Consider the following 14027-nt stretch of genomic DNA (forward strand, 5'->3'; position numbering starts at 1 on the left):
CCTGTATACATTCACCCGCTTGATACAAATCAACAGGCCTTCCCGGCGCAATCCCTAGACTTCCCGACTAAAGCTCGCCAACTGGGGATCTCTGGCATGCTCGACACCATTCGCTGGGACGCTGACCTGATTCGGCGCTACGACCTTTCCGGCCCGCGTTACACCTCCTATCCGACCGCCGTGCAGTTCCACGAAGGCATCGGCCCGTTCGACCAGTTGCACGCCCTGCGCGACAGCCGGAAGGCCGGACACCCCCTGTCGCTCTACGTGCACATCCCGTTCTGCGCCAACATCTGCTACTACTGCGCCTGCAACAAGGTGATCACCAAGGATCGCGGGCGCAGCGCGCCGTACCTTGCGCGCCTGGTCCGCGAGATCGAGATCGTCAGCCGCCACCTCTCCCGCGAGCAGGTGGTCGAGCAACTGCACTTCGGTGGCGGAACCCCGACCTTCCTCAGTCCCGGCCAGTTGCGCGAACTCATGTCGCAATTGCGCACCCACCTCAACCTGCTGGACGACGATTCGGGCGACTACGGCATCGAGATCGACCCGCGCGAGGCCGACTGGTCGACCATGGGCCTGCTCCGCGAACTCGGTTTCAACCGCGTCAGCCTCGGCGTACAGGACTTCGACATGGAGGTGCAGAAGGCGGTCAACCGCATGCAGACCCCGGAGGAGACCCGTACCATCGTCGAGGCCGCGCGCACCCTGCAATACCGCTCGATCAACCTCGACCTGATCTACGGACTGCCGAAACAGACGCCGGACAGCTTCGCCCGCACGGTCGACGAAGTGATCGCGCTACAGCCGGATCGCCTCTCGGTGTTCAACTACGCCCACCTGCCCGAGCGTTTCATGCCGCAGCGGCGGATCAACGCCGACGACCTGCCGAGCCCGGGCCAGAAGCTGGAAATGCTCCAGCGCACCACCGAGCAACTCGCCGCGGCGGGCTACCGCTATATCGGCATGGATCACTTCGCCCTGCCCGACGACGAGCTGGCCAGCGCCCAGGAAGACGGCACCCTGCAACGCAATTTCCAGGGCTACACCACGCACGGGCACTGTGACCTGGTAGGTCTCGGGGTCTCGGCGATCAGCCAGATCGGCGACCTCTACAGCCAGAACAGCAGCGACATCAACGACTACCAGACCAGCCTCGACAACGGCCAGTTGGCGATCCGTCGCGGCCTGCACTGCAACAGCGACGACCGGGTGCGGCGCGCGGTGATCCAGCAACTGATCTGCCACTTCGAACTGGCCTTCGAGGATATCGAGACAGAGTTCGGCATCGACTTCCGCAGTTACTTCGCCGAGCTGTGGCCCGATCTCGAACGCTTCGCCGCCGACGGCCTGATCCGCCTGGACGCCAAGGGCATCGACATCACGTCTTCCGGACGTCTGCTGGTGCGTTCGATCTGCATGCTGTTCGACCGCTACCTGCCCAGCCTCAACCGGCAGCGCTTCTCCCGGGTGATCTGAAAGCGCACCGCCCTGCCCGCACGACAGGGCGGTGAATCCCCGCCCCTTCTACCGGCTGCCCATGACCTTCATGATCAGCGCCGGGTCGCTGATACCCATCTCCTTGATGGCCGATGCCATCGCTGCCGTCGCCGTCTGCAGGGCGGAGTTGAGTTGTTGCAGCTCCTTCTGCAACTCAGGCACGCGAGCCTCCTTCGCCCCCGGATCGGACGACCTCATGGCCTCCTGCAGCTCCCTGAGCTTCTCTTCGATCTTCTTCTTCAACTGGCGGATCATCTTCACCATCGGCCGCAACTCCTGCGGGATATCCTCGTCCTCCTCCTCCACCGGCACCCCCATGGTAGCGGCCAGCTCGCGCCCTGCCTGGGAAAGCTGTACATGCTGATCGGCGGCGTCGGTGCCGGCGGCCGGGTCTTCCGCCTGCTCGGCGGTGCCGGTCCGCGCGGCCTTGGCGTCCGCGGCGGCGCGCGACGAGGGTGGCACCTGGGTGGTGATCCAGCCACTGAGGGTCAACATTCCAGTCACTCCGGGAAAAATGGAATTCTTCCATTGGATCGGCCCACGCGTCGCGAACTTGAGCCCCCCTTTTCGTCGCCCCTTGACAGGGTGCGACAGGTAGTCGCAGTTGTTTGACGCAAGTCACTGATTGGAAACGCCATCGGCCTGTCAGAAATGGTCGTTGCCAGACCTATGGCTGGCACCCGCATCGCGGCTGCGTTACCCTTACTCCTGTTGTGCCTTTAACCTAGCAAGGACCCCTCAATGGCCGAAACCATCAAGGTGCGCGCACTGCCCCAAGCACACTGCAAGGATTGCAGTCTGGCCCCGCTGTGCCTCCCCCTGTCGCTGACCGTGGAAGACATGGATTCGCTGGACGAGATCGTCAAGCGCGGTCGTCCCCTGAAGAAAGGCGAATTCCTGTTCCGCCAGGGCGATCCTTTCGGCTCGGTCTTTGCCGTGCGCTCCGGCGCCCTGAAAACCTTCAGCATCACCGATGCCGGCGAAGAGCAGATCACCGGCTTCCACCTGCCCAGCGAGCTGGTCGGCCTGTCCGGGATGGATACCGAGACCTATCCGGTATCCGCCCAGGCCCTGGAAACCACCTCGGTCTGCGAGATTCCCTTCGAGCGCCTGGACGAACTGTCCGAGCAGCTGCCGCAACTGCGCCGCCAACTGATGCGCCTGATGAGCCGGGAAATCCGCGATGACCAGCAGATGATGCTGCTGCTGTCGAAGAAGACTGCCGACGAGCGCATCGCCACCTTCCTGGTCAACCTGTCGGCGCGCTTCCGTGCCCGTGGCTTCTCCGCCCAGCAGTTCCGCCTGGCCATGTCGCGCAACGAGATCGGCAACTATCTCGGCCTGGCCGTGGAAACCGTGTCGCGGGTCTTCACCCGCTTCCAGCAGAACGGCCTGATCAGCGCGGAAGGCAAGGAAGTGCACATCCTCGACTCCATCGAGCTGTGCGCCCTCGCCGGCGGCCAGCTGGAAGGCTGAAGCGCCTGCGAACCGCCAACGGGCCCGCCTCAGCGCGGGCCCGTTGTATGATGGGCCCCGAAAAACGCCCAGCCCAGGATCTTCCATGATTTTCGACGAGTTCACCCTCAAGTCGCAGATCCGCGCCGTGCCGGACTTTCCCAAGCCCGGCGTGGTGTTCCGCGACATCACCCCGCTGTTCCAGTCGCCACGCGCGCTGCGCATGACCGTGGACAGCTTCGTCCAGCGCTACATCGAGGCCGATTTCAGCCACATCGGCGCCATGGATGCCCGCGGCTTCCTCATCGGCTCGGCGGTGGCCTATGCGCTGAACAAGCCGCTGGTCCTGTTCCGCAAGCAGGGCAAGCTACCCGCCGACGTACTCGCCGAGGGCTACCAGACCGAATACGGCGAGGCCTTCCTCGAAGTACATGCCGACAGCCTCTGCGAAGGCGACAGCGTACTGATCTTCGACGACCTCATCGCCACCGGCGGGACCCTGCTGGCGGCCGCGAGCCTGGTACGACGCCTCGGGGCCAGGGTCTTCGAGGCCGCGGCGATCATCGACCTGCCGGAACTCGGCGGCTCCACTCGCCTGCAGGACGCCGGCATCTCCACCTTCAGTCTCACCGCGTTCGCTCTCGACGAGCGTTGATACGCCGGGGCGCGCCCTGGCGCCCCGCGTTCGATCCTTGCGCCCCATCTTCCGTCTGGTCGAGCCGACCTGGCCATTAATGACTTCGAAATGGCCAGGAATGACCTCCCACTGTTGGACAACCCTGCAATAATTACATCAGCTAATGACACATTCAGAGGTGTTATAGCGAACTCGCCATAGGGAACCCGAGGAAACCTGTGCGTTTCCCCTCCCCAGAACAACAAAAGGAGTTAGCCATGACTGCCACTGGCACCGCCTCCCCGGTTCGCGCCAATTTCCCCGTGCGGCGGATGGATTTCAGCTTCAGCGAAACCCCGAAGTACTGGTGGGACGGCCAACCCTTCATGACCCAGTTCATGAACAACCTGTCCTCGCTCTTCCCCTACGGCGAAAAATTCTTCGTCGATAGCGTACGCGCGGTGCGCGACCGCCTGGAGGATCCGCAACTGAAGAAGGACGTCAGTGCCTTCATCGGCCAGGAGGCGATGCACTCCAAGGAGCATGCCGCCTACAACGAATATGCCGAGGAGCACGGGGTCGACCTGGAGTGCCTCGAACTGCGGATCAAGGTCCTGCTGGAAAACGTCAGCAAGGTCACCACCAGGAAACACCAGTTGGCGATCACCTGCGCCCTCGAGCATTTCACCGCGACCATGGCCGCGCAGCTGCTCAAGCGCGAAGACCTGACCATCCAGATGCAGTCGCCGAAGATGTACAAGCTGTGGATGTGGCATGCCATCGAGGAGAACGAACACAAGAATGTCGCCTACGATGTGTACCAGAAAGTCTACGGCGGCTACTTCACCCGGGTTCTGGTGATGATGCTGACCACCCTGATGTTCTTCGGCGTCATCGGCTGGTTCCAGCTCGACCTGCTACGCAAGGACGGCCAATTGTTCAACTGGCGCTCCTGGAAGCATGGCCTGGGCACCCTGTTCGGCCTGCGCAAGGGCTTCTTCACCCGCCTGCTGCTGCCCTACCTGGACTACTACCGGCCGGGCTTCCACCCCAGCGACCACGACACCGCGAAACTGGAGAAATACTGGAAGGACAAACTGGCCTTCGCCGATTGAAGCCCGCCTCCGCCAGTGCCGCTCCGCCCCCGACGCCAGGCCCCGCCTGGCGTTTCTTATTCGAGAGAAGAACAGGATATTGCACACGGAAAGCCTCCGTTTCGACTACCGTTCCTGAATCCGCCATTTTACGGAGGAAATAATTAGTCAATTCCTATCGATTGGCTTTTTACGATGCCCTGAGGTAATATCATGTTCATTATGTTGAACACTAAGGCATTACCTCTCCCCACTTCCCGTCTGGTCTCCCACGAGCGTCACTGGACCGGCGACCTCTAGCTCCCTCCCTCGACACCTGCTGTCGGTGGCGACCGCCCCTGCGCTTCGCGGTCTTTCCCGCCCCTCGCCACCGCTCTTCGTCATCTTTGGCCGCGGCCTCCATTCCGCGGTGCCCATGGGAGGGCAACATGCGTTCCTGGATCTATCTGTTACTGGCTATCGGCGCCGAAGTGATCGGCACCACCTCGATGAAACTGGCCGCCACCCACGCCCCTGTCGCAGGCATGCTGCTGATGTACGGGATGATCGGCCTGTCCTATTTCCTCCTCGCCCTGGCGGTCAAGCGTGTCCCCGTCGGAGTCGCCTACGCCCTTTGGGAAGGCATTGGCATCGTCCTGATCACGGCGGTCAGCGTCGCCTGGCTGGGCGAAAGCATCGGCCTGTACAAGGCCGTCGGCCTCGGCGTGATGATCGCCGGCATCCTGCTGATCAAGTCCGGCACCCGCAACGCCAGCGGCACGCCGGCGCAGTCCCGTGGGGAGGCCGTCACATGCTGACCCTGAACTGGATTCCCTTCGCCTGGCTCGGCCTGGCAATCGCCCTCGAGGTCGTCGCCAACCTGCTGTTGAAATACTCCGACGGTTTCCGCAGGCGCGGCCTCGGGATCGCCTCGATCCTCTGCGTGATGGCCGCCTTCACCGCGCTGGCGCAGGCGGTGAAGGACATCGAGCTGTCACTCGCCTATGCGATCTGGGGCGGCTTCGGCATCCTCGCCACCGTCGCCATGGGCTGGGCGCTGTTCGGCCAGCGCCTGGCCTGGCGCGGCTGGCTCGGCCTGTTGCTGCTGCTGGCCGGCATGAGCCTGCTCAAGCTGGCCTGACGCCTCGGCGTCCAACGAAACGCCCATCATCTGCAGGACCGCGGCGCCGGTGAACAACAGCAGTATCTGTTCCTCACCCAGGGCGCAGATTTCCCGACGCCGCTCCGGCTGGCCGATATAGTCCAGCGACAACTGAAACAGCTGGCGGCCGATCAGGCTGGAGAGGCGACGGATGGTCGCCTCGCTCACCGCCGGCAACAACCTGAATTCGATGATGTCCTCCGACATGTCCTCGGCGAACTCATCCATGATCTGACGCAGGGCACCACGCAGCACCGGCGAAGCCCCATGCAGTTCGCGCACGCCGACGATGAACGCGGCGGGATTGCTCTCCACGAAGTCGAAGAACAGCCGCACCGTCTCCCGGCAGACCCGCCGCCCCCTTTCCAGGTCCAGCCCGAACGGCGTCGTCTGCGCTCGGGCGCCGGGCGCCGCACGAGTCGCGGCCTCGCGGCGAAGCTGGCGCAGCGGCTGGCGCAGCTGGGTAGAGATGTCGCGGATCATGGTCAGGCCAAGATCGTCGATATCGCGGAAATGCCGATAGAAGGTGTTCGGATTCAGGCCCGCCTCGCGCGCCAGCTCGCGCAAGCCGATGGCCCCCAGGCTGCGGCTGCTGCTGCCCAGGCGCAAGGCCGCCTCCAGCAAGGCGCGTTTGCCGGGAGCGTCGGCAACCCTGTCCTTCGTTTCGTTCATATCGCTCATGTTCCACCTGGTTGTTTCCATGCGCCACAAGTTCGGCCGTTGCGCCGCGCCGACCCTACCTAAGGTTGGCTTGACCCTGAAGTATACAGATGTCTACATTCGCAGGTAGACGAGTGTATACGCCAGCAAACAATCATAACAGGAGCTTGGCCATGAGTACCCAACCCACCCCTGCCGCCGCCCGGCACTGCAAGGTCGCCATCATCGGCACCGGTTTCTCCGGGCTGGGGATGGCGATCCGTCTCCGCCAGGAAGGCGAGGACGACTTCCTGATCTTCGAAAAGGACGCCGGCGTCGGCGGCACCTGGAGAGTCAACAACTACCCTGGCTGCGCCTGCGACGTGCAATCCCACGTCTATTCCTTCTCCTTCGAAGCGAACCCGGAGTGGACGCGGATGTTCGCCCGCCAGCCGGAAATCCGCGCCTATCTGGAGAAGTGCTGGGAAAAATACCGCTTGCAGGAAAAGACCCTGCTGAACACCGAGATCGGCAAACTGGCCTGGGACGAGCGGCAAAGCCTCTGGCACCTGCATGACGCCCAGGGCAACCATTACACCGCGAACGCCGTGGTTTCCGGCATGGGCGGCCTGTCCACCCCGGCCTATCCACGCCTCGATGGCCTGGAGAACTTCCAGGGCAAGGTCTTCCATTCCCAGCAGTGGGACCATGACTACGACCTCAAGGGCAAGCGCGTGGCGGTGATCGGCACCGGCGCCTCGGCGATCCAGTTCGTCCCGGAGATCCAGCCGCTGGTGGCCGCGCTCGATCTCTACCAGCGCACTCCGCCATGGATCCTGCCCAAACCCGACCGGGCAATCAGCGAAACCGAGCGCCGGCGCTTCCGGCGCTTCCCGCTGGTGCAGAAGCTCTGGCGCGGCGGCCTCTACAGCCTGCTCGAAGGGCGGGTGCTGGGCTTCACCTTCGCCCCGCAGGTAATGAAGCTGGTGCAGCGCCTGGCGATCCGCCACATCCACAAGCAGATCAAGGATCCGGAACTGCGCCGCAAGGTCACGCCGGACTACACCATCGGCTGCAAGCGCATCCTCATGTCGCACAACTACTACCCTGCCCTGGCTGCCGCCAACTCCACGGTGATCACCGAAGGCATCCGCGCCGTCACCGCCAATGGAATCGTCGACGGCAACGGCCGGGAACGCGAGGTCGACGCGATCATCTTCGGTACCGGCTTCACCGCCAACGACCCTATCCCCCGCGGAGTGGTCTTCGGTCGCGACGGCCGCGACCTGCTGGACAGCTGGACCAAGGGCCCGGAAGCCTACAAGGGCACTACCACCGCCGGCTTCCCCAACCTGTTCTTCCTGATGGGACCGAACACCGGCCTCGGCCACAACTCGATGGTCTACATGATCGAGTCGCAGATCGCCTACGTCCTCGATGCGCTGAAGCTGATGAAGCGCCGCGAACTGCTCAGTCTCGAGGTCAAGGCCCCGGTGCAGGAACGCTACAACGAATACCTCCAGCGCAAGCTGGACCGCAGCGTCTGGAGCGTGGGCGGTTGCAAGAGCTGGTACCTGCATCCGGTCAGCGGCCGCAACTGCACCCTGTGGCCGGGATTCACCTGGCGCTTCCGTGCCCTGACCCGGCAGTTCGACGCCTACGCCTACCACCTCACCACGACACCGCTCGCCGCCCTGAGCAACGAAGCCCGCCAACAGGCCGAAGGGGTACCCGCATGAAGTCGTTCGAAAACAAAGTCGCCGCCATCACCGGCGCAGGCTCGGGCATCGGTCGCGCCCTGGCCGTGGAGCTGGGCAGGCAGGGTTGTCACCTGGCCCTGGCCGACGTCAATGCCGCAGCTCTCGAGGAAACCCGCCAATTGCTCGCCAGCAGCGGGGTACGCGTCTCCACCGCGGTCGTCGACGTGGCCGACCGCGAGCAGGTGCAGGCCTGGGCCGACAAGGCGGCCAGCGAACATGGCCGGGTGAACCTGATCTTCAACAACGCGGGCGTCGCTCACGCAGGTACCGTGGAAGGCAGCGACTACTCGGAATACGAGTGGATCATGAACATCAACTTCTGGGGCGTGGTGAACGGTACCAAGGCGTTCCTTCCGCACCTGAAGGCCTCCGGCAACGGCCACGTGGTCAATGTCTCCAGCGTCTTCGGGCTGTTCGCCCAGCCCGGCATGAGCGCCTACAACGCCACCAAGTACGCGGTGCGCGGCTTCACCGAGTCGTTGCGCCAGGAACTGGACATGGAGGACTCCGGCGTCTCCGCCAGTTGCGTGCATCCCGGCGGGATCAAGACCAACATCGCCAAGACCGCGCGAATGAACGAGAGCATGGCCAAGGTCACCGGCCAGGCTCCGGACAAGGCTCGCGAGCAATTCAACGACCAGTTGCTGCGGACCACCCCGGAGAAGGCCGCCCAGGTCATCCTGCGCGGCGTGCAGCGCGACAGCCGGCGCATCCTGATCGGCACCGACGCCCACGCGATCGACGTGATGCTGCGCCTGGCACCAGTGCTCTACCAGCGCCTGGTCACCGCCAGCATGCGCCTGGCAGCGCGCTTCGCGCCGCGCCCGAAGAGCCCCCAGGGCGCCCGCGAAGCCAGCGAGTGAACAGGCCCGCCGGGTAGCCGCTAGGCTGCCCGGCACGTCATACTCGACGGCCAGTCTCCAGGGTACGGCCGTCATGAACCCTCCCCTTCCTCACTTCCGCTACCATCCCGAACCGCTCGCCAGCAGCAGCATCGAGGCTTCCGCCACCACCTGCCAGTGCTGTGGCAAGGCTCGTGGCTACGTCTACACCGGTTCTCCCTATTCCCGCCACGAGTTGCCGCCCGGCAGCCTTTGCCCCTGGTGCATAGCCGACGGCAGCGCGGCCGCGCGCTACGAAGCGAGCTTTTCCGACGACTATCCGCTGCTCGACGCCGGCGTCGCCGCGGATATCGTCACCGAAGTCTGCGAGCGCACGCCCGGCTACACCTCCTGGCAGCAGGAGCGCTGGCTGGTTTGCTGCGAGGATGCCTGCGCCTTTCGCGGCGACGCGGGGCGTGAGGAAATCGGGCAACTGGGAGCCGAGGGCCTGGCGCAGCGCTTCGCCGATTTCGCCTGGCCGGCTATCACCTGGCAACGCCTCGTCGACGCCTATACGCCCGGCGGCAATCCGGCCATCTACCGCTTCGACTGCCTGCACTGTGGCCAGGCGCATTACGACCTGGACTTCACCTGATAGAACGCGGCCCTACAACCCCATCTGCTTGCCGATGATCTCGTTCATGATTTCCCGCGAACCGCCGCCGATGGAGAGAATCCGGTTGTCGCGATACAGCCGCTCCACCAGGCTTTCGCGCATGTAGCCCATGCCGCCGAGCACCTGCACGGCATCATAGGTCAGGCGATCGGCGACATCGGTGGCGAAGTTCTTGGCCATCGATATCTCCTTGATCACGCTCTTGCCGGCGGCCATCTTCGCTGCCTGGCGATAGGTGAACTCCCGGGAAACCTCCAGTTGCGTGGCCATTTCCGCGAGACGATGGCGCAGCACCTGGAACTTGCCGATCGGTTTGCCGAACGCTTCTCGCTCGCGCGCCCAGCGCAGCGACTCCTCCAGAGCCAGTTGCGCGGTCATGTTGGCCATCACCGCCAGGGCCAGGCGCTCGCTCTGGAAATTGGCCATGATGCAGGCGAAGCCGGCATTCTCCACGCCGATGAGGTTTTCCGCAGGCACCCGGCAGTCGTCGAAGAACAGTTCGGCGGTATCCGACGCCCACCAGCCCATCTTCTTCAGCTTGCGGCCGACACTGAACCCGGCAGTGCCCTTCTCCACCAGCAGCAGGCTGATGCCGGCGAAACCCTCGCCGCCGGTACGCACCGCCACCGTGTAGTAGTCCGCGCGCACGCCGCTGGTGATGAAGGTCTTGCTGCCGCTGACGCGATAGTGATCGCCATCGCGCACCGCACGGGTCTTCAGGTTGGCCACGTCGGAGCCGCCAGAGGGCTCGGTGACCGCCAGGGCCATGATCTTCTCGCCGCGCAGCACCGCCGGCACTACCCGCTCGCGCACCTCGGGACGGGCCCACTTGACCACCGGAGGCAAGCCGATATCCTGCGATCCCAACCCGGCGACCAAGCCGCCGGAACCGCAGCGCATGAGCTCTTCGCTGGCCGCCACCTTGGCGAACAGATCGCCTTCGCAACTGCCGCCGTAGGCTTCCGGGTAGCCGATGCCGAGGATCCCGGCCGCGCCGGCCTTGAGATAGAGTTCGCGGGGAAATTCCTCGGCCTCCTCCCATTCATCGATGTACGGCAACACCTCGCGCTCGACGAAACGGCGCACCGAATCCCGGATCAGTTGATGGGACTCGTCGAAGTACTGCTGGAAGTCAGTCATGGCCGGGCTCCTGATGGGAGCCTCAGAACTTACCTAGCGCTTGCTTGGTTTTCAATACGGGAAACTGGCCATCGGCGAGGGCGTATAGGCCGCCCGTCCTACGGATACGGGAGGCACAGAGCTCAGGAGATCGGCCGCCGTCCGGCCAGGGCGTGGGCCAAGGTGCCGCCATCGACCAGCTCCAGCTCGCCGCCCAGCGGCACGCCATGGGCGATACGCGACAAGGTCAGGCCGCGGCCGGCCAGTAGCTGGGCGATATAGTGGGCGGTGGCCTCGCCTTCGACGGTGGGGTTGGTGGCGAGGATCACCTCGCTGAAGGCTCCGTCCCTGATCCGCGCTTCCAGTTCGGGAATGCCGATCGCCTCCGGCCCCAGGCCGTCGAGCGGCGACAGGTGTCCCTTGAGCACGAAATAGCGGCCGCGGTAGCCGGTCTGCTCCACCGCGAATACGTCCAGCGGGCCTTCCACCACGCAGAGCAGCGAGTCGTCGCGTCGCGGGTCGGCGCACTGCGGGCACAACTCCTCCTCGCTGAGGGTACGGCACTGCCGGCAATGACCGACCCCTTCCATCGCGGCGGTCAACGCCTGGGCCAGCTTCAGGCCGCCGCTGCGATCGCGCTCCAGCAGCATCAGCGCCATGCGCTGGGCCGACTTCTGCCCGACACCGGGAAGAATGCGCAGGGACTCGATCAGTTGGCGGATCAGCGGGCTGAAACTCATGCAGGACTCGTCGGATAGAGGGAGGGGAATGGCTGCCGGGCGCCGTCCGAAGAAGGCGGACCCGGCACGAACGCGGGATCAGAAGGGCATCTTGAAGCCGGGCGGCAGTTGCATGCCCGAGGTGAAGCCGGACATCTTTTCCTGGTTGTTCTGCTCGATCTTGCGCACCGCATCGTTGACCGCGGCCGCGATCAGGTCTTCGAGGATTTCCTTGTCTTCCTGCATCAGGCTGTCGTCCAGGCTGACGCGCTTGACGTCGTGGCGCCCGGTCATCACCACGCTGACCAGACCGGCGCCGGATTGCCCGGTCACTTCGGCGTTGGCCAGTTCTTCCTGCATCTTCTGCATCTTTTCCTGCATCTGCTGCGCCTGCTTCATCAGGCCGGCCATGCCACCTTTCATCATGTTCTTCACCTCGAATGTCGTCTTGTTGCGTGCGCCAAGCGCCGGTCAGGCCTTGGCTTCCAAAGGTTCGATGGTACCGTCACGGACCACCGCGGCGAACTGCTCGCGCAACTGCCGGACCAACGGGTCGGCATCGATCGATGCCTCGGCCGCCCGCTGGCGCTCGGCACGCCGGCGTGCCGCTGCCTGGGCCGGGGTCTCCTGCTCAGGCTTCTGCAGGGTCACCTCCAGTTTGAGGGTGCGCCCCAGGTGCTGGTTCAGCGCATCGTTCAGCCGCCGCTGCTGGGTGGCGTTGAACAGCGCGCTCTGGCCCGGATCGAGATGCAGATGCCAGTGGTCGCCGTCGGCAGCTACCAGCGTACAGTTGGCACCGATGCTGGCGGTCAGGCCGCCGAGGCCGAGCCGCGGGAACAGCTCCAGCCACTCCGCGGCCAGGCCGGTGGCCGGCTTCGCCGCCGGCAGCGGCTCCTCCACCACGACCACGTCAGGCTCGGGCGCGGCATCCAGGTAGGCCAGGGTATCCATGTCGACTTCGTAGTAGTCGTCTGCGGGCGGTGGCTCGTCGTCCTGCTCGTCCTGCTCGTCCTGCTCGTCCTGCTCGTCAGGTGCTACCGGCAACGCAGCCGGCAGGGCTTCCAGAACGGTTTCCACCACCGCCTCGACCGCCACTGCCGGAGGGGCCGAGGGAGCCTCCACGGCTAGCGGCTCGGGCTCGGGCTCGGGCTCGGGCTCGGGCTCGGGCTCGGGCTCGGGCTCGGCAGCGAGGCTCGGCGCCGGCGGCGCGGATGGCGCTGCCGGCGGGGCAGCCGGGGCTTCGACGGGCGCAGCCACGACAGGCGCGGGAGCAACGGTAGCGACCGGCGCAGGCGAGGCCGCGCCGGCCACGGGGGAGTTGGCGGGATCAGTCGTGGCCTTGCTGATCCCCAGGTCCTTTAGCGGCGTCCTCGGCACGCCGTCGGCGTCCGCCGGGCGGAACGCGAGCATCCGCAGCAACACCATCTCGAAGCCGCTACGCGGATCGGGCGCCAGCGGCAGGTCGCGGCGGCCGATCAGGCCCATCTGGTAATAGAACTGTACGTCTTCCGCCGGCAACGCCTGGGCCAGGGCCAGCACCCGCTCGCGGTCGCCCTGGCCATTGTCGATCGCTTCCGGCAGGGCCTGGGCGATCGCGACGCGGTGCAGCACGTTGAGTATTTCGGCAAGCACGCCGCCCCAGTCCGGGCCCTGCTCGGCCAGGTGGCGCACCGCTTCGAGCAGGGCGCGCGCATCGCCCTCCAGCAAGGCCTGGAGCACGCCATAGACCTGGCCGTGATCGAGGGTACCGAGCATCGCCCGCACGTCTGCGGCCAGCACCTTGCCCTCGCCGAAGGCGATGGCCTGGTCGGTCAGGCTCATGGCGTCACGCATCGAGCCGTCGGCGGCGCGCCCGAGCAACCACAGGGCGTCATCCTCGAAGGGCACGTTCTCGGCTCCGAGCACGTGGGTCAGGTGCTCGACCACCCGCTCCGGCGGCATGTTCTTCAGGGAGAACTGCAGACAGCGCGAGAGGATGGTCACCGGCAACTTCTGCGGGTCGGTGGTGGCCAGCAGGAACTTGACGTGCGGCGGCGGCTCCTCGAGGGTCTTGAGCAGCGCATTGAAACTGTGCGACGAGAGCATGTGCACTTCGTCGATCAGGTAGACCTTGTAGCGTCCGCGGGTCGGCGAGTACTGCACGTTGTCGAGCAGCTCGCGGGTATCCTCGACCTTGGTCCGGCTCGCGGCGTCCACTTCGATCAGGTCGACGAAGCGGCCTTCGTCGATTTCGCGACAGACCGAGCATTCGCCGCACGGCGTGGAGCTGACCCCGGTCTCGCAGTTCAGGCACTTGGCCAGGATCCGCGCGATGGTGGTCTTGCCGACCCCGCGGGTACCGGTGAACAGGTAGGCATGGTGCAGCCGCTGGTTGTCCAGGGCGTTGATCAGAGCCTTGAGCACATGGGTCTGGCCGACCATTTCACGGAAGGAACGGGGACGCCATTTACGCGCAAGAACTTGATAACTCATCGAAAACCGTCGCAG

General features: G+C 64.9%; 14 protein-coding genes and 1 pseudogene. 9 read left to right on the top strand and 6 right to left on the bottom strand.

The genetic code is table 11. The features are described from left to right. Positions 1–96: 96 nt before the first annotated feature. Positions 97–1479, top strand: coding sequence for an oxygen-independent coproporphyrinogen III oxidase (hemN, locus tag ACM0M4_RS18785; protein WP_003087267.1), 1383 nt, complete (start codon positions 97–99; stop codon positions 1477–1479). Between the two features lie 48 nt (positions 1480–1527). Here hemN and ACM0M4_RS18790 read toward each other — a convergent pair whose 3' ends face one another. After that, positions 1528–1995: a hypothetical protein gene (locus tag ACM0M4_RS18790; RefSeq protein ID WP_031628491.1), complete on the bottom strand. Its 468-nt coding sequence runs from the start codon at positions 1993–1995 to the stop codon at positions 1528–1530. A gap of 246 nt (positions 1996–2241) precedes the next feature. Between ACM0M4_RS18790 and anr the strand changes: the two genes are divergently transcribed. The 5 genes from anr to mdtI all read left to right on the top strand — a co-directional run bounded on the left by anr (position 2242) and on the right by mdtI (position 5785). Continuing rightward, the gene (gene anr / locus ACM0M4_RS18795) at positions 2242–2976 is read left to right on the top strand and encodes a transcriptional regulator Anr (RefSeq protein ID WP_003087262.1); all 735 of its coding nucleotides are present in this window, start codon (positions 2242–2244) and stop codon (positions 2974–2976) included. An 85-nt stretch (positions 2977–3061) separates the two neighbouring features. Continuing rightward, on the top strand, positions 3062–3610 hold the full coding sequence (locus tag ACM0M4_RS18800; protein ID WP_003087259.1) for an adenine phosphoribosyltransferase: 549 nt from the start codon (positions 3062–3064) through the stop codon (positions 3608–3610). 239 nt (positions 3611–3849) lie between these two features. Beyond that, on the top strand, positions 3850–4686 hold the full coding sequence (locus tag ACM0M4_RS18805) for a metal-dependent hydrolase (RefSeq protein WP_003087258.1): 837 nt from the start codon (positions 3850–3852) through the stop codon (positions 4684–4686). Between the two features lie 407 nt (positions 4687–5093). Further along, positions 5094–5462 carry a multidrug/spermidine efflux SMR transporter subunit MdtJ gene (locus ACM0M4_RS18810; protein ID WP_023112897.1) on the top strand — a complete coding sequence of 123 codons (369 nt, stop codon included), beginning with the start codon at positions 5094–5096 and terminating at the stop codon, positions 5460–5462. Further along, positions 5456–5785 (top strand): multidrug/spermidine efflux SMR transporter subunit MdtI, encoded by a 330-nt coding sequence (mdtI, locus tag ACM0M4_RS18815; RefSeq protein ID WP_003103934.1) that lies wholly within the window; start codon positions 5456–5458, stop codon positions 5783–5785. The genes ACM0M4_RS18810 and mdtI overlap by 7 nt, the downstream gene beginning before the upstream one ends. Before the next feature lie 573 nt (positions 5786–6358). Here the strand turns inward: mdtI and ACM0M4_RS18820 are convergent. Beyond that, positions 6359–6508: pseudogene (locus ACM0M4_RS18820) on the bottom strand (hypothetical protein); the annotation flags it as partial. 92 nt (positions 6509–6600) lie between these two features. Here ACM0M4_RS18820 and ACM0M4_RS18825 point away from each other — a divergent pair. The 3 genes from ACM0M4_RS18825 (at position 6601) to ACM0M4_RS18835 (ending at position 9681) form a co-directional block, all read left to right on the top strand. Continuing rightward, on the top strand, positions 6601–8184 hold the full coding sequence (locus tag ACM0M4_RS18825) for a flavin-containing monooxygenase (protein WP_115288823.1): 1584 nt from the start codon (positions 6601–6603) through the stop codon (positions 8182–8184). Continuing rightward, entirely contained in the window at positions 8181–9068 is an 888-nt protein-coding gene (locus tag ACM0M4_RS18830; protein WP_003103932.1) for an SDR family NAD(P)-dependent oxidoreductase, read from the top strand. Before ACM0M4_RS18825 ends, ACM0M4_RS18830 begins: the two co-directional genes overlap by 4 nt. Before the next feature lie 73 nt (positions 9069–9141). Then, entirely contained in the window at positions 9142–9681 is a 540-nt protein-coding gene (locus ACM0M4_RS18835; RefSeq protein WP_019682285.1) for a CbrC family protein, read from the top strand. A 12-nt stretch (positions 9682–9693) separates the two neighbouring features. Here the strand turns inward: ACM0M4_RS18835 and ACM0M4_RS18840 are convergent, their stop codons facing one another. The 4 genes from ACM0M4_RS18840 to dnaX all read right to left on the bottom strand — a co-directional run bounded on the left by ACM0M4_RS18840 (position 9694) and on the right by dnaX (position 14012). Next, positions 9694–10842 carry an acyl-CoA dehydrogenase family protein gene (locus ACM0M4_RS18840; RefSeq protein WP_023912192.1) on the bottom strand — a complete coding sequence of 383 codons (1149 nt, stop codon included), beginning with the start codon at positions 10840–10842 and terminating at the stop codon, positions 9694–9696. 122 nt (positions 10843–10964) lie between these two features. Then, positions 10965–11561, bottom strand: a complete 597-nt coding sequence (gene recR / locus ACM0M4_RS18845; protein ID WP_003087237.1) for a recombination mediator RecR — start codon at positions 11559–11561, stop codon at positions 10965–10967. Between the two features lie 78 nt (positions 11562–11639). After that, complete coding sequence (locus ACM0M4_RS18850; RefSeq protein ID WP_003087236.1) at positions 11640–11966, bottom strand: YbaB/EbfC family nucleoid-associated protein; 327 nt, start codon at positions 11964–11966, stop codon at positions 11640–11642. Between the two features lie 45 nt (positions 11967–12011). Then, complete coding sequence (gene dnaX / locus ACM0M4_RS18855) at positions 12012–14012, bottom strand: DNA polymerase III subunit gamma/tau (protein ID WP_221345411.1); 2001 nt, start codon at positions 14010–14012, stop codon at positions 12012–12014. Positions 14013–14027 lie beyond the last annotated feature (15 nt).

It is taken from the genome of Pseudomonas sp. 18-147 (genome assembly GCF_051048045.1).
GTDB classification, from domain to species: Bacteria; Pseudomonadota; Gammaproteobacteria; order Pseudomonadales; family Pseudomonadaceae; genus Pseudomonas; species Pseudomonas aeruginosa.